The organism is Synechococcus sp. F70.1 (assembly GCF_047502745.1).
GTDB lineage: Bacteria > Cyanobacteriota > Cyanobacteriia > Thermostichales > Thermostichaceae > Thermostichus.
In genome coordinates this window covers 1-16219 of record NZ_JANSJL010000043.1, presented here as the reverse complement: position 1 = coordinate 16219, position 16219 = coordinate 1, and the positions used below count along the sequence as shown (strand labels likewise).

General features: G+C 58.9%; 19 protein-coding genes and 1 pseudogene. 16 read left to right on the top strand and 4 right to left on the bottom strand.

Annotation, left to right across the window (positions count from 1 at the left end; translation table 11 throughout):
- Positions 1 to 34: 34 nt before the first annotated feature.
- The 6 genes from NW860_RS03670 to NW860_RS03645 all read left to right on the top strand — a co-directional run bounded on the left by NW860_RS03670 (position 35) and on the right by NW860_RS03645 (position 5202).
- Positions 35 to 397: an FHA domain-containing protein gene (locus tag NW860_RS03670; protein WP_414512459.1), complete on the top strand. Its 363-nt coding sequence runs from the start codon at positions 35 to 37 to the stop codon at positions 395 to 397.
- 373 nt (positions 398 to 770) lie between these two features.
- The gene (locus NW860_RS03665; protein ID WP_414512457.1) at positions 771 to 1331 is read left to right on the top strand and encodes a DUF192 domain-containing protein; all 561 of its coding nucleotides are present in this window, start codon (positions 771 to 773) and stop codon (positions 1329 to 1331) included.
- Between the two features lie 124 nt (positions 1332 to 1455).
- Positions 1456 to 2721, top strand: a complete 1266-nt coding sequence (locus tag NW860_RS03660) for a bifunctional sterol desaturase/short chain dehydrogenase (protein ID WP_414512455.1) — start codon at positions 1456 to 1458, stop codon at positions 2719 to 2721.
- 176 nt (positions 2722 to 2897) lie between these two features.
- Positions 2898 to 3611, top strand: coding sequence for a DUF4397 domain-containing protein (locus NW860_RS03655; protein WP_414512453.1), 714 nt, complete (start codon positions 2898 to 2900; stop codon positions 3609 to 3611).
- Between the two features lie 31 nt (positions 3612 to 3642).
- On the top strand, positions 3643 to 4374 hold the full coding sequence (thyX, locus tag NW860_RS03650) for an FAD-dependent thymidylate synthase (protein WP_414405110.1): 732 nt from the start codon (positions 3643 to 3645) through the stop codon (positions 4372 to 4374).
- Between the two features lie 84 nt (positions 4375 to 4458).
- Positions 4459 to 5202, top strand: coding sequence for a class I SAM-dependent methyltransferase (locus tag NW860_RS03645; RefSeq protein WP_414512451.1), 744 nt, complete (start codon positions 4459 to 4461; stop codon positions 5200 to 5202).
- Here the strand turns inward: NW860_RS03645 and NW860_RS03640 are convergent.
- A complete protein-coding gene (locus NW860_RS03640) occupies positions 5199 to 6665 on the bottom strand; it encodes a hypothetical protein (RefSeq protein ID WP_414512449.1) in 1467 nt (488 codons plus the stop codon). The two genes, NW860_RS03645 and NW860_RS03640, sit on opposite strands and share 4 nt — an antisense overlap.
- A gap of 560 nt (positions 6666 to 7225) precedes the next feature.
- Here NW860_RS03640 and NW860_RS03635 point away from each other — a divergent pair.
- Positions 7226 to 8680: a BCD family MFS transporter gene (locus NW860_RS03635; protein ID WP_414512447.1), complete on the top strand. Its 1455-nt coding sequence runs from the start codon at positions 7226 to 7228 to the stop codon at positions 8678 to 8680.
- Here the strand turns inward: NW860_RS03635 and NW860_RS03630 are convergent.
- Positions 8677 to 9030, bottom strand: coding sequence for a DUF6464 family protein (locus NW860_RS03630; protein ID WP_414395426.1), 354 nt, complete (start codon positions 9028 to 9030; stop codon positions 8677 to 8679). The two genes, NW860_RS03635 and NW860_RS03630, sit on opposite strands and share 4 nt — an antisense overlap.
- 173 nt (positions 9031 to 9203) lie before the next feature.
- Here NW860_RS03630 and NW860_RS03625 point away from each other — a divergent pair, with 173 nt between their 5' ends.
- The 6 genes from NW860_RS03625 (at position 9204) to NW860_RS03600 (ending at position 13443) form a co-directional block, all read left to right on the top strand.
- Positions 9204 to 10502, top strand: a complete 1299-nt coding sequence (locus NW860_RS03625) for an FAD-dependent oxidoreductase (protein ID WP_414512445.1) — start codon at positions 9204 to 9206, stop codon at positions 10500 to 10502.
- Positions 10503 to 10635: 133 nt separating this feature from the next.
- On the top strand, positions 10636 to 11256 hold the full coding sequence (locus NW860_RS03620) for a hypothetical protein (RefSeq protein WP_414512443.1): 621 nt from the start codon (positions 10636 to 10638) through the stop codon (positions 11254 to 11256).
- Between the two features lie 154 nt (positions 11257 to 11410).
- Positions 11411 to 11719, top strand: a complete 309-nt coding sequence (locus tag NW860_RS03615) for a hypothetical protein (protein ID WP_414405120.1) — start codon at positions 11411 to 11413, stop codon at positions 11717 to 11719.
- A 78-nt stretch (positions 11720 to 11797) separates the two neighbouring features.
- The gene (secG, locus tag NW860_RS03610; RefSeq protein ID WP_414512441.1) at positions 11798 to 12037 is read left to right on the top strand and encodes a preprotein translocase subunit SecG; all 240 of its coding nucleotides are present in this window, start codon (positions 11798 to 11800) and stop codon (positions 12035 to 12037) included.
- A gap of 5 nt (positions 12038 to 12042) precedes the next feature.
- Positions 12043 to 12705, top strand: a complete 663-nt coding sequence (locus tag NW860_RS03605) for a YqiA/YcfP family alpha/beta fold hydrolase (RefSeq protein ID WP_414512439.1) — start codon at positions 12043 to 12045, stop codon at positions 12703 to 12705.
- A gap of 39 nt (positions 12706 to 12744) precedes the next feature.
- The gene (locus NW860_RS03600) at positions 12745 to 13443 is read left to right on the top strand and encodes an HAD family hydrolase (RefSeq protein WP_414423011.1); all 699 of its coding nucleotides are present in this window, start codon (positions 12745 to 12747) and stop codon (positions 13441 to 13443) included.
- Positions 13444 to 13487: 44 nt separating this feature from the next.
- Here the strand turns inward: NW860_RS03600 and fabG are convergent, their stop codons facing one another.
- Together fabG and tnpA are read right to left on the bottom strand one after the other, a co-directional pair.
- Positions 13488 to 14231: a 3-oxoacyl-[acyl-carrier-protein] reductase gene (gene fabG, locus NW860_RS03595; RefSeq protein ID WP_414512612.1), complete on the bottom strand. Its 744-nt coding sequence runs from the start codon at positions 14229 to 14231 to the stop codon at positions 13488 to 13490.
- A 156-nt stretch (positions 14232 to 14387) separates the two neighbouring features.
- Positions 14388 to 14824 (bottom strand): annotated as a pseudogene (gene tnpA / locus NW860_RS03590) (IS200/IS605 family transposase).
- 57 nt (positions 14825 to 14881) lie between these two features.
- Here tnpA and NW860_RS03585 point away from each other — a divergent pair.
- Genes NW860_RS03585 through NW860_RS03575 form a run of 3 tightly spaced genes read left to right on the top strand, consistent with a single transcriptional unit; the run spans position 14882 to position 16079 of the window.
- Positions 14882 to 15574: an RNA-guided endonuclease InsQ/TnpB family protein gene (locus NW860_RS03585; RefSeq protein WP_414512436.1), complete on the top strand. Its 693-nt coding sequence runs from the start codon at positions 14882 to 14884 to the stop codon at positions 15572 to 15574.
- Complete coding sequence (locus NW860_RS03580) at positions 15571 to 15855, top strand: transposase (RefSeq protein WP_414512434.1); 285 nt, start codon at positions 15571 to 15573, stop codon at positions 15853 to 15855. The genes NW860_RS03585 and NW860_RS03580 overlap by 4 nt, the downstream gene beginning before the upstream one ends.
- A complete protein-coding gene (locus NW860_RS03575) occupies positions 15801 to 16079 on the top strand; it encodes a zinc ribbon domain-containing protein (protein ID WP_414512432.1) in 279 nt (92 codons plus the stop codon). Before NW860_RS03580 ends, NW860_RS03575 begins: the two co-directional genes overlap by 55 nt.
- Positions 16080 to 16219: the final 140 nt, after the last annotated feature.

Genomic DNA, 16219 nt, shown 5'->3' with positions numbered 1-16219 from the left:
CCTGCCAGTTGCAGCGGAAGGATCCTGAGGATCTATGGTAGACCCCGTGCCTTCTCCTCCAAGTGCTCAGCAGCATCTTCTCATCGTGGAAGATCGAGATGGACGCCGCACGCAGGCGCTGACGGCTGCAAAGTACTTCATCGGTCGCGACCTGGCCAACGATATCTGTCTTAACTCTCAGTACGCCTCCCGCCACCATGCCATGCTGTTGCGCATCCCTGCTGAAAAGGAGGGAGAATACTCCTATCGCATACTGGACGGGGATCTGGAGGGCCGGCCCAGCACCAACGGCCTGTTGATCAACGGCCAGAAAGTCTCTACCCACCAGCTTAAGTCGGGAGATGTCATCAGCTTTGGTCCAGACGCCAAGGCTACCTACATCGTCAAGAACCCCTAGCTTGACCTTTATTGGGTTTGCCTTCTTCTTGAGGGTTTTCCTCTAGTCCTCGTTCGCGACAGCGGTGCGGAGTTGCCGGACAATTCGCTACCTTGTGGCACAATGTGCAATTTCGCCAACGCACCTTCTGCCTTGACGTGGACTAGCTAAGCTAGTAAGCTGGCAGGTGCCTTTTTTCTAGGCATTTTGCCTGGGCTAAAGTTGGCTCCGTCTCTAGCCTGTGGGCTCTATCCAGGGCAAGGAGCAACCACTGTCAGCTCGACGGGAGGTGAGGGCTGTGGAGATCCCTCTGGCGGCGCGGTAGGCGTTGAGCCTGCTACCAGTCATGGATCATGGGAGTGTTTGTTAGCGTTTCGTAGGTCTCTCAGAGCGGATGAGTTGGCAGTCACAGAGGGGTCGGCGCTCCTACCAGGTTGTCCCCGTGGGCGGGATTGCCTTGGGCCTGGCTCTGCTGCTGCTGGGATGTGCCCCCTCATCTTTGGAAGCCCAGGGGACGGCAGCCGTGGCCAACGCTACCCCCGCCGAAGGAGAGCCCCAGCGCCTGCCCGTGGAAGCAGAAGTAACCCTTGCCGGTCGGCGCTTTGATCTGGAAGTGGCTCGCACCCCTGAGCAACAGCGGCTGGGCCTGATGTTCCGCACCGATTTGCCGCCCAATCGCGGCATGTGGTTCCCCTTCGACCCACCCCAGCCGGTTGCCTTTTGGATGTTCAACACACCGCTGAACCTGGACATTATCTTTCTCCACCAAGGCCGGGTGGTGTACATCGCCGCCAATGTGCCCGGCTGTCCCGCCCTGCCCTGCCCCACCTATGGGCCTCCCCCCAGCCAGCTAGTGGACAGCGTGCTGGAGTTCCGTGGCGGGACGGCAGCGGCCTTGGGCTTGCAAGTTGGAGATACGGTTGAGATCCGCGAGCTCTCGCCCAGAACCCCTTGAGGATCCCGTCTGCCGTCTTGATTGCGATTGGGATGGCCTCTTTGCGATGATTCTTCCTAGGGGTCGCTGATGCAAAGAGGCGACGGCGAGCCTAGCATGGCTCGGCTATTGGTAGCAAAGCCCTATGGAGGTTAGCAGCGTAGCCCAGTGGCTGGGGGTCGGGGCTGTGGCCCTGGCTTCTGTGCTTTGGGCCGAGATTGTGCGGGATGTGCGCCATTGGCTAGCTCACCAGTGGCCCTGGCTGATGCCCAAACACACCCTGCACCACCGCCTGTTTCGCCCCGATCTCAGCGTGGTAGACCCAAAGTTATACCGGGAATCCCAGTGGCACCACGACGTCCCAGAAGCGGCGACGATGCTTCTGGCTGGGATCCCCTGGGTGGTGCTGTTGGGACAGGGATCCTGGCTGTACGGCCTGGCAGCGGCGGTGGGAGTGGTCTACTCGGCCAGTTTCTTGGCTGCTGGCCTGCTGCGGGGCTGCGGGCTAGCTCTGCAAACGGATATTACCCACCAGCCGGGGCCTTTCCCTACTCCTCCCAGCCAGTGGCATGTTAACCGCGCCTACCACTGGCGGCACCACTTTGACGACACCAACGCCTACTTCTGCGGCACCCTAACCTTGCTGGATCGGATCATGGGCAGCAGTCTCTCCTTTAAAGGCAAGCGCGTGGCCATCACTGGCGCCTCTGGCACCCTGGGCCGGGCCCTCTTGAAGCACTTTTCCCGCCATGGGGCCCAAGTCATCGCCCTCAGCTCCCATGCGGATTCGGTTTCCATCGAAGTGGATGGACAACTCCAGCCGGTGCCGACTGTTCGCTGGCAGGTGGGGCAGGAGGGATCCCTGGCCGAGCTCCTGGAGGAGGTCGATATCCTGGTAATCAACCACGGCCTAAACGTCCATAGGCAACGGGATCCCGAATCGGTTCGCCAGTCCTATGCCGTCAACACCTTCTCGGCATGGCGCCTGATGGAGCTATTTTTCCAGACGGTGCGCGGCAATCGGGAAATGGCCACCAAAGAGGTCTGGGTGAACACCTCCGAAGCCGAGGTCAGCCCTGCTTTTAGCCCCCTCTACGAGCTCTCCAAACGGGCCCTGGGCGACCTGGTGACCCTGCGCCGTCTCGATGCTCCCTGCGTGGTGCGCAAGCTTATCCTTGGCCCTTTCAAGAGCCAGCTCAACCCGATTGGAGTTATGTCGGGGGATTGGGTGGCCGCCCAAATCCTGGCCCAGGCCAAACGCGACTGCCGCAACATCATCGTCACCATCAACCCCCTCACCTACCTACTTTTCCCGCTGAAAGAGTTGGCCGTCAGCACCTATTTCCGCTTGTTCAGCCGCCGCTCTTCTCCACTAGCCGTCCCCGATCCCAGCGCTGGGATCCCAATCTAGGGAGTCGGGCAAGTCCTAGCCAGCTTATGGCATTGGGCGCAAAGGTGGAGTAAGACAAAAGCAGGTTCTTTGGCGTCAGCAGGATGGGATCCCTTCGGGGAGCGAAAATGCCCTTTTGGAGAATTCAGCAGCTCGCTCTCCAAATGAACGTTGGGTGTGAGGAGTGGGAGTGAGCGATGAAAATTGCGCAACAGTGGGCGCGCGCAGTGCTTTGCCTAGTGGGTGGCGCCTGGATGCCGGGGCTTTTGTCCGGCTGTGCCATCCCCATAGCCGCTGCAGGGGTCGCCGAGGTTCAGGTGCGCCTGGTACATGTGGCCCCCAATACCCCTCCCCTTGACTTGGAAGTGGGGGGCGTCAAGGTAGCGCGCAGTGTAGCCTATGGCTCGGTGAGCGAGTATACCCGCCTGCCGACAGGAGAGTACGACATCCTGTTGCTTGCAACGCCCGTGACGTCCTTGTCTTCTCAGGTGGTGGCCAAAACGGTGGCCAACTTTAGAGGTGGGGGAGTATTCTCAGTGGTGGCCGCTGACGAGCCCAATCGCGTGACGGCCTTGGTACTAGAAGACAATATTAACCCCCTGTTCGATCAGGCCCTGGTGCGGTTTGTCCACGCTGCCCCCGACGCGCCCCCTCTGCAATGGCAAGGGGAGCGGGGACGAGTGCTGATACCCCAGTTGGCCTTTGGGCAGGCTTCTACCTTTCAGGTGATGCGCCCCGGCTTTACCCAAGTCCAGGTGTTCACCGTCGCTCCCAGGATCCCCCTGCAACGCTTTGACCTGCAATTGGAGGCAGGCAAAGTCTATACCCTTTATGTGGCAGGGTTGCTGCGTAGCAATCCAAGCTTGAGTGGGGTGATAGCGGAAGAAACGCGGGCTCGTCGCCTTCTCTAGGTGTCTTCCCCCTACCCTTCGGGAAGTAACAGTGGATACCCTATTCCGGGTGGAGGTGCTCAGCCAAACCCCAGATCCCGAGCGGGTGATCTGGCTGGCGATGCACCAGGACTACAGTGCGGAGTACGTTACGGCTGCCAGTCGCGTCCCGGCCAATTACGGTGAGGCGGTGGTGCGGCACCTATTGGAGGGTGACCGTGGGCATTATGGGCCTTTGGAGCATCCGCAGATTACGTTTGCTGTGGGGTATTTTCCGCACTTAGTGGTGCAGCAGGCGCGCACGCACCGTATTGGGGTGTCGTTCGATGTGCAGTCGTTTCGGTACACTGGGAAGCAGCTTCTGGAACTGGGATCCGATCCCAGCCCTGACCAACTGGAGCAGGTGTTCTATGTCCCCGCCAACATCAAGGAGGGGCAGGCCAAGACTCGCGAGGGAGTTTGCCCCATCTCCCCAGAGGCGCTAGGCATTGTGCTAGAGCAATACCGCAGCCAAGTGGCCGCCTACCGCCGCTTGGTAACCGAGTGCGGTGTACCGCCTGAGGATGCTCGCTGCGTTTTAGGCTACGGCATTCGGCAGCACTTCGTGGTGAGTTTTAACTGCCGTAGCTTGATGCATTTTTTGGATCTACGTGCCAAGGCAGATGCGCAGCGTGAAATTCGGGAGTTGTGCGACCTGATTTGGCCCCACTTTGAAGCGTGGTGCCCGCACATTGCGGCGTGGTACCGCAAAAACCGCTGGGGCAAGGCTAGGTTATCTCCTTAGAAATTGGATGAGAACGCCCTACAAAGCCTAGAGTCAAGGCTTAGAATTCCCTGAGCTTTAACCTCGCCTTTTGGCTAGGGGTTTATGGATCCCAAAGCTTATGAACAAGTGGCGAGCCTAGAAGATCGGCATTGGTGGTTTCTGGGCCGCCGTCGCATTCTCAGCCGGGTTATTGCAAGGATCCCTCTTCCTCCCGCAGCTTGTATTTTGGAAGTCGGCTGTGGCAGCGGTGGCAACCTGGAAATGTTGTCTCAATTTGGCCAGGTCTTCGCAGTGGAAAGAAGCGAGATAGCATTGCCTATTGCCCGGGCCCGTGGAATTGGAGTCGTGGCCGAAGGGGAATTGCCGCATCGGATCCCTTTTGGTTCTCAACAATTTGATTTGATTGCTCTGCTGGACGTCCTAGAGCATTTGGAGGAAGACAAAGCGGCTCTGGAAGCCCTTACCAAGAGGCTAAAGCCCTCTGGCTACATGGTGATTACGGTACCGGCCTACCCCTGGCTGTGGAGTACCCACGACGAACTCAATCACCACAAGAGACGCTACACGCCGGAACAACTTCGCTCCCTACTTAAAAGCGTCGGCTTGGAAACTTATATCTTTACCTTTTTCAACAGCTTTCTCTTTCCATTGGCAGCAGGGATCCGCCTAGCCCAAAAGGGCCTACGCCTCAGGGAGAGTCAGGATCTGAAGATGCCCTTGCCCTGGGTCAACTGGCTTTTAGCTGAGATCTTTGCTGCAGAAGCCTATTTGATCCCCAAGTTCCCCCTGCCCTTTGGCCTGTCTCTGTTGGCAGTAGCTAGTCCTAGGAAAGATGCGTTGGCCTAGTCTCCCAACTCGGGATCCGGCCGTACCCGCACTTCCATCTGGCGCAGCAGCCGCAGCGAGCTTTCCGGCCCATCGATCATCTGCTGCTCGTTGATCCAGTAGGTGGCAATCCCCAGGTCCTCAAGGAAGCGGATGTAAGGATCCGGCGGCGGCCCGTCAAAAACGGCGGCTTTTTGGACGGAAAAGCCCTGCTCTAGCCAAGGCGTGAGGGCAAAACGCTCGTAGTAGAGCAACTGCCCCACCACCTCCTGCATGACCTCTGCTGCATCTTTGTGGTGTAGCAATTTCACCTCGGCCAAAAGCAGCTGCCCGTCTGCAACCGCTAAGAAGTCAAAGGTGTGCTGGTCTTCGCGCACTTCCAATCCAGCCAGACGGAACCAGCGGCGAAACTGGTGCAAGATTTCGTTGTGGCGCTCGCTGCGCTCCAACTGACGCCGGCGGCGGCGCTCTGCCATCAGCGGGTCTGTCCCGGCAGAGGAAGGGATACCACTGCTGCAAAACTGGGGCGGCTCATCGGGATCCAAAACCACCCTACCCCCTGCAGGTTGGTGCAAGAGGGGTGGCATAGAGGGCAACAGCTCGACGGCTCCCCACTCCACCTCCGGCTGCGCAGCCAGGGCAAGCAGAGGGCGGTTGAGAGGGTGTTCCGGGTGGGTGTCAAACAACAGCTTGAGTTGGGAGTGGCTAAACTGAAAATCTAGACGGAACTGTTCCACAGAAAGGCGATCCCGACCCTTTTGCAGAGTCTCCTGGCCAAAGTAGAGCATCACCAGGAGAGGATAGATGGGTAGAGGGCGATGGGGCGGGATAAGCATGGCCCACATCGCGTCAGTCCAGTGGGGAAGCAGGATCTCGGCCTGTCTGCCTTTGCCCACCACCTGCAGCATTTTGGGGTGGCCGGGCTGCCAACCACAGGGATGGTCGTCGAAGCCACAGGTTTGCCGCCCTTGATCCACGCTTAGGGGGTAGCGCCCGTCGTAGAGGCGAAAGGGACACAGATCCCGGTCTGCTGCTAAAAAACGCTCGTCCTGCCACAAGTGGGCGGCCAGGGCATGACAACCAATGCCTTCCTGGCTGTTGCAGGCTTTGAGCCAGCGGCGTTCGACCAATTTGCCCCCCACTTTGCTTGGCGCCAGAGGCCGAACAAGGCCATTTTCCCCTTGGTTAAACAGGGGCCACACCAGGGGCTCCCCTGTCTCTGGCAGCGTGGGTAAGAGAGGGTGAGTTTTGGTGTAAAACGGGTCACAAATGCGCTGGGCCACCTGCTCCAGGGGCAGGCCATGGGGAGATCCCACCGGCGGCAGAAGGGATCGCGAGCCGGCCTGGGCGCGATGGTACTGGATAGCCAGAGCTACCTCCAGCCCTACTGGACGCAGTTCCGGCGTCAACTGCCGGTAGCGCTGCAGTAGCCGTGAAGCTTGCACAAACAGGTCGTAGCGCCGAATGGGAACTGCCTCAGCCATAGGGTTGCCGGAAAAGATCCCCACTGCCTTGGGCAAGAGCTGGCACAGACAAGCACCATGGCCTCAAGAAATGAGACCTTGGCAACTGTCTCTGCAGACCCTGACCTTGCCGAGGATATCGGGCCGACACCCATTCCCCTTGGCGTCAGGTCAGTAGTCAGTGTAGTGGAGAAACCCAGGCGCGAGAAGATGTTGCCACCTGGCGGCAGGTTGTGGGAAAAATGCGCAGCAGGCCCTAGTGTCGCGGCCACCAAGGAAACCAAGGAAAGGGAAAGGGACGCTCTGTCTCTGCGTCGCGGTCGTACTCGGTTGGGCGGTCCGTCTCTGGCTGGATCGCCAAGCTGCCCACGGAGTCGGCCTCTCGGTAGACGCGGGCAATCTGGCGGTAATTTGGGCTACATCGTCGGCGAAGATCGCACCATTGTCGGTGGCTTTGTAGGACTGGATTGTAACCTGACCTCCCTTATTCACGTTCGGCAGCCCTAATGCCTCTGCCGGGATCCCAAGCCACCTGGGCTACCATATAGAAATTGTAGCGCTCCTGCCAACTTTCCCAGATCATGGCCAATCTTCAACGGGATCCTGAGGTCAACTTGTCGGCTGCTTCGGCTCTTGCCCAAAACCCCCAGCCGGCGATCCCCTCCTTGCCGTTGCACGTCATGTTTCGCTTGGGCCTATTTCAGATGGGCTTGGGGATGATGTCGCTGCTGACGCTGGGGGTGCTCAACCGGGTCATGATTGACCCCAATCTCTTGGCCATCCCGGCCACGGTAGCAGGGGGATCCCTGGCCATGCACCAGTTGGTGTCTCCGGCCCGCGTCTGGTTTGGGCAGCTTTCCGATGCCAAGCCTTTGTTTGGGACGCACCGCAGCGGCTATGTACGCCTGGGATCGGTGCTCTTTGCCCTGTGCATCTTTTTGGCGGTGCAGGTGGTGTGGGGTTTGGGGCAGAGCTTTGCTAGAAGTGGCTGGTCGCTGGCCACCTATGGCTGGATTGCTCTGGCCGCCTTCATGTTTGCTCTTTACGGGCTTTGCCTCAGTGCCTGCTCCACGCCCTTTGCGGCGCTGCTGGTGGACGTTTCCGATGAGCACAACCGCTCCCAGTTGGTGGGGATCGTCTGGTCGATGCTGATGTTGGGCATTGCCGGGGGAGCGATTGGCTCGGCGGTGCTGCTGCGCGGCCTGGATCTAGAGAATCTCCAGAGTACGATTAACCGCCTCTTTATCGTCATTCCTGCCGTGGTGATCCTGCTGGGGGTCATTGCTACCTGGGGGGTAGAAAAGCGCTATTCCCGCTATGGATCCCGTTCCACCTTGGCCGGGCGGGAGGATCAGATTACCCTGGGCACGGCCCTCAAGGTGCTCACCGCCAGCCGCCAAACCCTGATCTTCTTCAGCTTTTTGGTCCTGATGACCATGGGCCTGTTCATCCAACAGCCGGTTCTCGAGCCCTATGGCGGCGAGGTGTTTGGCATGACGGTAGCCCAGAGCACCCAGCTCAACGCCTTTTGGAGCATAGGCGTCTTGGTAGGGATTGTGGTGACTGGCTTTCTCATCGTGCCTAGGCTGGGCAAGCAGACGACTGCCCGCTTGGGCTGCCTGCTGGTGGCCCTTTCTTTTGGGCTGACCATTGCCGCAGGGTTTACAGGCAAGCCGCAGCTGCTGCAGCTATGTATGATCCTGTTCGGCTTAGCCTCAGGGATCACCACCAACGGCGCCATTAGCCTAATGTTGGATTTGACAGCAGCAGAAACCGCCGGCACCTTCATCGGCGCGTGGGGCTTGGCCCAGGCGATGTCGCAGGCGCTTTCTACCCTCATTGGCGGCGCTTTGCTCGATCTGGGGCGGCTACTTTTCCCCACTTCCTCGGTGCTGGCCTATGCCACCGTCTTTGGAGTGGAGGCGGGGGTGATGTTGCTGGCAGTGTATCTGCTGGGCCGGGTGAGCGTAGCGGAGTTTCGGGAAAACACCAGCCGCGCTCTCACCAAAGTGCTAGCGCTTGAGTTAGAGGGCTAACGCCGTGGCACCGGCTCGTAGTGCGGGCAACCCTGGCAGGGCCCACTGGGGTTAACGGCGCAGCGCAACAGGGGCGAGCGGGCATTGAAGCGACAGGAGGGATCCCCCAAAAACTGGCCTGCTTCAGGGGGTGGGCTCACTGGGCGAATGAGGGCGCGGATGCCACAGAGGTGATATTTGCCCTGCCGCAACTGGTAGGAGTGGCGCTTTTCTAAAACCAGGTAGTGCTGCTCGGCTAGTTGAACGTAGGTGCCCGGATGGGGGCTGGTTTCCCAGGGGCATTCGTCTACCACCTCTCCCGAATCGGCATCGATCCACTGAATGGGCAAGGTTGGGTTGACAGAAGCCATAGGGCACAGCGGCAGCCAGCCTGGAGAACAGCTCGGCAAACGAAGGGAGGGACGCAGGCTGGCTTGTACTACCAGCTTTACTCAGTGTAGTGGATTTCCCGGGGTGGCCGGACGGCTCAGGTGAGAGAAGGAGGCAGCTAGAATACGTGGGCGAGAAAGGATCCCGGCAGAGCATGGGCAAAGTAGTGGTTATCGGGGCGGGGCTGGCCGGCTTAACCTGCGCCAAGGTGCTGAGTCAGGCGGGGTGGAGGGATGTCCTAGTTTTGGAAAAAAGCGACGGCCCCGGGGGCCGGGTGCGCACCGACGAGGTGGAGGGCTTTCGCCTGGATCGCGGCTTTCAGGTGCTGTTTACGGCCTACCCTCAGGTGCGGCGGCATCTGGATCTGAGCAGACTTGACCCCTGCCCCTACCGTCCGGGAGCTATCCTGGCCCGATCCGGTCGCTGCTGGCTGTTAGGGGATCCGCTGCGGGATCCAGCCAGCTTCGTCCCTTCCCTATTCAACCCCCTGGCTAGCTTTGGGGACAAGCTCAAGGTGCTGCAGTTGCGAGCGGAGCTGGCGCAGCGCACGCCGGAGCAGGTCTTCCAGGAAGGGCTGGGGGGATCCGATGGCTCGGTGCGAGAGTTCCTAGAGGGGTACGGGTTCTCCGCCAAGATCTGCCAGCACTTCTTCTACCCCTTTTTCCGCGGCATTCTTCTGGATCCAGAGATGGCCAGCAGTGCCCGTCTCTTGGCGTTCTATTTCAAGATGATGGCCGAGGGGGCCATTGTCACCCCAGCGCTGGGCATGGGAGAACTTGCCCGCCAACTGGCCAGCCACCTCTCCCCAGAGCAGATCCGCTACCAAACCCCGGTGGAGCGCATCCTGGTCGAGGAAGGGAGAGTGCGCGGGATCCGCACCGCCGGCGGAGAGGAGATCCCTGCCGAGTGGGTGGTCTGCGCCACCGAGGCCCCTCAGGCGCGGGCCTGGCAAGCCGAGCTCTGTCCCCATGCCGCTATGCCCATTCCCACCCAGGGACGGTCGGTTACCTGCCTCTACTTCTGCGCTCCCTTTTCTCTAGCCCGCGGCGCCTACTTGTACCTCAACGCCAGCGGCCAAGGCTGGATCAACCACTGGGTTCAGCTCACCCGCATCAGCCCGGCACTAGCTCCTCCTGGCCAACACCTCTATTCGGTGACGGTATTGGGGGATCCCCCCTTGAGCGACGAGGAGCTGGCCCAAACCTGTCGGGCCGAGCTGCAGGTCTATTTTCCCAAAGCCCCCTTGAAACAGTTGCGCCTGCTGCGGGTGTATCGCATCCCTTTTGCCCAGTTTGTGCAGCCGCCTGGCTTCCAGCAGCATTTGGTTCCCACCTATAGCGGCCTGCCAGGCCTTCTCTGGGCTGGAGAGTACACTCACCAGAGCAGCATCGAGGGATCCCTGCGCAGCGGCGAACAGGCAGCGGCCTGGATCCTGCAAAAATCGGCCTTGTAGACTTTCTTAACTCTACTCCCGGAACCAAAGCTGGGATCCCGTGGTATGAAGGGGGTGGACTTAATCGCCCACAGGGATCCCTCCGCCATGCAAAACGCTTAGCCCAATCCCGCTCCTGCAGCGGTCGTTTGAGTTGGTAGGTCCCATCTACTGGCCGTTGCTGATCCTGGCCTCTCCAGGCTTTATTCTGGCCATCGTCACGGAGCTGACCCCACTTCTCGGGGGGATCCTCCAACTGGCCTATGGCATTGTTGTTGCACCGATCCTAGGCGGAGCAGCCTTGTGGCTGGTGGATCAGCACCTGGAGCGGCAAGCGCCCCTGCTGGGCAACAGCCTCGACCGAGCTGTCTCGAAGGCAGTGCCTCTAGTTCTGGGCACCCTCTTAGCAGCACTCCTCTCTTCCCTTGCCTCCATCTTTCTGATCATTCCAGGCATTTATGTAGGGGTTAAGCTGGCCCTCACACCTTGTGCCATTGCTCTAGAAAATCAAGGAACTACAGGAGGGCTGCGCTACAGTTGGAATCTCGTCAAAGGTCGTTGGTGGGGCGTGTTTTGGGCCCTTCTGGTCCTGGGCTTGATTCTTGTTTTTGCGGGTGGATTGATAGTTGGATTTGTCACAGTTGTGGCTGATGTTGGCGACTTTGGGGTGAGCATGGTTGCAGCTGCCGCTGTCACAGCCGTTGAGCCCATCTTCTGGGTCTATGTGGTTCTCCTGTTCCGATCCCTGCAGCAGTTGAAGGGGCAGGCGGCCTAGCTTTGCCTCGCCGCTCAAGCCGGGGGCTTTGCGTAACCCTGGAGTTTACAAGGGCAGACCCAAAGTGCAGACGTTCAATCCGCCATTTAGCGGAGCCCAGAGCAGGAGCTCTTGTCGAGAATAGACAAAGACCTCCCCCGGGAGCACCTCTGCTATGAGCGAAGCTAGGGCAACCGCCATCCAGCAGATCATCCAAGCAGCTATGAGGACTGGTCTGCTTACCGCTGCTCAAGAACACGAGCTGAACCTGAGGCTATTTCAAGATGGCTGTTCCGAGGCGGATTTCTTCCTGCTGCGTCGCCTGCACTCCTGCTTGCGCCAGGGATCCATCCGTCAAGTGCCAAGCTTGCCCAACCCAGTAGCCAGGGGTTGCTTTGGCGCCCCTCTAGTGACCGACAAAGTCGAGGAGGCTCAGCCCCAACCTTGTGAGCTGAGTCGAGCGCACAACCCTAAAGTTAGCTAGGGGAAGGCCCAGGGTGCATTAGAGTTGGAATCCGAGTGATAATAACTCCAGCAATGTGCCCTAGTGGGATCCTCGGCAATGGAAGCTTTTTTCGAGTTTCTCTGGTCTGCCTCGGCTATTTTGCTGGTGATCCTGGTGCTGTTGCACAGCCCCAAGGGAGATGGCCTGGCGGCTATTAGCGGGCAAGCCCAGTTGTTTGCCAGCCCCAAGAGCGCTGAGCAAAATCTGAACCGCCTCACCTGGACGGTGGCTACCCTTTTTCTCTCCATCAGTGTGGTGCTGGGAGCAGGCTGGCTCTCCGCAGGCGCAGGGCAATAAGTAGCGTGGCAGTCATCTACTTGCACGGCTTTGGCTCGGGGCCGCAATCAGCCAAGGCTGCCTTTTTCCGCCAGCGGCTGCAGCGGCTTGGGATCCCTCTGGAGGTGCCGGATCTCAACCAAGGCAACTTTACCCAGCTCACTCTCTCTCGCCAGATCCGGCAAGTTTCTGAACAGTTGGCTGCCATGGGGCATCCTCCTGTTACCCTGATTGGCTCTAGCCTGGGAGGTGTAGTGGCTGCCTGGGTAGCTGAGCAGCAGTCTTGCGTGGAACGGCTGGTGTTGCTGGCACCGGCCTTTGGCTTCTTGCAACATTGGCTGGCGCGGCTAGGGGCTGAAGCCGTGGAAGCTTGGCAACGCAGCGGGCAAATGCTGGTCTTTCACCACCAAGAAGGGCGGCCGCTGCCCTTGGCCTATGACTTTGTTACCGATGCCCAGCGCTACCCCGAGGAGGCACTGCGCCGGCCTGTGCCCACCCTGATTGTGCATGGGACCCGCGACGAAGTCATCCCCATCCAAGCCAGCCGCAACTACGTCGCCCATCGCCCCTGGGCGCAACTGGTAGCTGTGGAGAGTGACCATGCCCTCACCGATGTTCTAGAAACCCTCTGGGAGGTGGTCAGCCGCTTCTGTGGCTGGTCCCAGTTGCCTTCGGAAACGCCCTCCTAGCCTATCTGCCGCTTTGGCCCCCCAACGTCCTTCAGCCCCATGCTGCCCCCCAAAGTGCTCCGTGCCGCTGAGGCAACTGCCGGCCTCTTTTTGGATATGGACGGGGTCATCGTGGATTCGGAGCCAATCCACGCCCGTGCCGGCGCTATTGCCTTGGAGCGCTGCCGGCTTGCTCTAGATCTGGCTCCCGTCTCCCTGCAGTTTAAGGGGCGCACTGACCGGGACATGTTTGAGTATCTCGTGGAACACTTGACGGACACCCCGCCCGCAGAGCGGCCCCTGCTGGTGCAGCGCTTGATTGAGGAAAAGGCCAGGGCTTTTGGGGAGCTGTTGGAAGAGGTGCCCTTGGTGCCGGGGGTGTTGGAGTTTCTGGAGCTCAGCCGCCGTCGCTTTTCGGCCCTTGCCCTCACCACCTCTGCTACCCGTCGGGATCAGGAGCAGATTTTCCAACGCTTTGACCTAGGCCGCTGGTTTGACGCCGTGATTACCGCTGAAGACATCCAGCGAGCCAAGCCCGACCCCGAGCCCTATTTGAAAACAGCTGCCAAAGTGGGCTTGGATCCCAGCTTGTGTTTGGTGGTTGAAGACTCTGCCCACGGGATCCGCGCGGCTAAGGGGGCAGGCTGCCTTGCGGTGGGCCTCACCACTGCCTTTACACCACTAGAGCTGCGTCAGGCAGGCGCCGATGCTGTGGTGGACAGCTTTGCCGAATTGGCAGAACTTCTGGAGCTGGAGTAGAAAGAATCGTGGAGTCAGGACAAGTCTTCCAGAACCGGAAGGCTCTAGGCCATCGTCATGCCGCCGTCGATGGCAAAGACTTGGCCGGTGATGTAGGCCGCCGCCGGGTCAGCCGCCAAAAAGCGCACTAGCCCCGCCACTTCCGCCGGGGATCCCAGTCGCCCCAGAGGAATTTGGGCCAGGATGGGGCCAGGATCCAGCTTTTCCGTCATCTGGGTAGTGATAAAGCCAGGGGCGACAGCGTTGACGGTGATGTTGCGGCTGGCCAGCTCGCGGGCTGCTGTCTTGGTTAGACCAATTACCCCCGCTTTGGCAGCGCTGTAGTTGGCCTGGCCGGCGTTGCCCACCAAGCCCACCACTGAGGTGATGTTGATGATGCGTCCCTGCCGCTGCTTGACCATGATCTTGGCGGCTGCTTTCAGGCAGAGGAAGACTCCCGTAAGGTTGAGATCCAGCACTGCCTGCCAGTCTTCCGGCTTTAGGCGCAACAAGAGGGCATCGCGGGTAATGCCAGCATTGTTAACCAGCACGTCCACCCGGCCCCACCGCTCCATCACCTGCTCAAAGAGCCGCTCCACTTCTAGGGGTTGGGAGACATCGGCGGCCAGGGCCATCCCCTCCCCTCCCACGGCGGCAATCTCCTGCACTAGCGCTTCGGCCTCGGCGGCAGAGTGGGCGTAGTTGACGACTACCTTGGCACCAATGGCTCCTAGATGCAGGGCAATGGCCCGGCCAATGCCTCGGCTGGCTCCCGTAACCACGGCCACTTGGTTGTGGAGCGAGGGCAAGGGGAGGAGTTCAGACATAGGCAGCAGCCTCCATGCAAGGGCGATAGCCGCACTAGTATAGGACGCTTTGGCTTCCTTTGGAGCCTTGCCGTCGGCCACGGCCCGTTAGCTAGCCCCGCCGAGAAGCCCCGCCCTCTACTCGCCAGGGTGTTCGCGCTAGCGGCGCGGAGCGCTTGGGTCGGGATGAGAGGCGGGGACACCTTGGTTTTCAATGTACTGACGCAAAACCGAAACGGTAACGCCGCCACACGAAGCAATGAGATACGATTCATTCCACAGAACATCTTTTCGGTAGATCCTTCTGTCCGTGAATTCGCTTCTCAGTCTGCGACTAGAGACAGATTTTTAATATTATTCACAAACTTGGACAAAGTTATCTGTGGGTAGTATTGAAATAGAAGGTGAGCATGATCTGCTTCACCGTTAAACTCAATAAGCTTGCAGTTCCATTTTTGGCAGAGATTATACAGGATCTCATGTAAGCGCTGTAACATCTCAGCAGTGAGTACCTGGCGGCGGTACTTGGTCGTTAAGACTAAGTGCGCCTTTAAATCGGACACAGCCCTGCCGCTAGAGACAAAGTCGTCTTTCATAGCCCTTCAGCTTTCACTGCTGCTATAATCAGTGTAGTAGCTCTTGGATACTCTTACGTGAGAGTTGCCTACCAGTACCGCTTGCGTCCTACCTCTAGCCAGATTGCCCTGATGGAGAAGTGGCTAGAGTTGCTGCGCAAGCAGTATAACTATCGCTTGGCAGAGCGCTTCAAGTGGTGGAAACAAAACCGCTGCGATGTCCATGCCTGTTCTCTACTGGTCTGTCACTTACCTGAGCTGAAAGATGAGCCAGACTACTACTCACAGAAGCGCGACCTAGTAAACACAAAAGCACTCTTTCCGGAGTACAAGACCATTCACTCGCAAGTCTTGCAAAACTGCATAGAGCGAGTACAGCAAGCCTTTGACCGCTGGCTGAAAGGAAACATTAACGGCAAGAGGCTAGGCAAGCCAAGGTTTAAGGGGGCAGGTCGGTATCGTTCCTTTACGTATCCCCAGATGAAACAGAACTGTATTCGGGGAAAGTTTATCCACCTGCCTAAAATCGGCTTGGTCAAGCTCATCCAGAACCGTCCTCTGCCTGAAGGTTTTGTGATTAAGACGGCTACCGTCACCCGTAAGGCTGATGGCTGGTATGTGACGTTGAGCCTGCAAGACTCTTCTGTTCCCGAACTTGATCCCGACCCTCCAACCCTGGAAAACACGATAGGGATCGATATGGGGTTGGATTTGACCAGGGGGAAGTTGTTCCGGTTCCACGGTGTTATCGCAGGGCACAAAAAAGGTTGAAGCAATTGCAGCGGTCTTTGTCCCGTAAGCGGAAGGGGTCAAACCGCTACAAGAAAGCCTTGAAGCGGTTGGCAAAGGCGCACCTGAAAGTCGCCAATCAGCGCAAAGACTTCCACGACAAGGTAGCCAAGTGGTTATTAAGCAAGGGAAAACATATTGCCCATGAGGCACTTAACGTTAAGGGTCTTGCCAGAACCAACCTAGCCAAATCTGTTCTGGATGCCGGGTGGACCAGTTTCTTGCGCATTCTCACAGTAAGGCTGAGAGAGCTGGGCTGTTGACGATTGCAGTGAACCCCAACGGCACAAGTCAAGAGTGTTCTGGGTGCGGTCGGAAAGTTCCCAAAAGCCTGAGTGAGAGGTGGCATTCCTGCCCTCACTGCGGCTTGGAGTTGCCCAGGGAAAGGACTACGTCCCGCTTACGCGAACAGAACTCTGCCTTACTTATCAAGGACAGGGCGGTGGGGCATCCCGTCCTTTTCGCGCCAGCGGGACGGAGTCCTTAAGCTCAGGAAATGTCCTTAACCGGAGTCACTGTTAGCGAAGCGTGGCGTAAGCCATGAAGCCCGCACTCTACCCGACAGGGTGAGGGCGGGAGTATGTCACGATAGAAAGTTGGCTTCTGGCAGAGAAACCGTCCATGCAA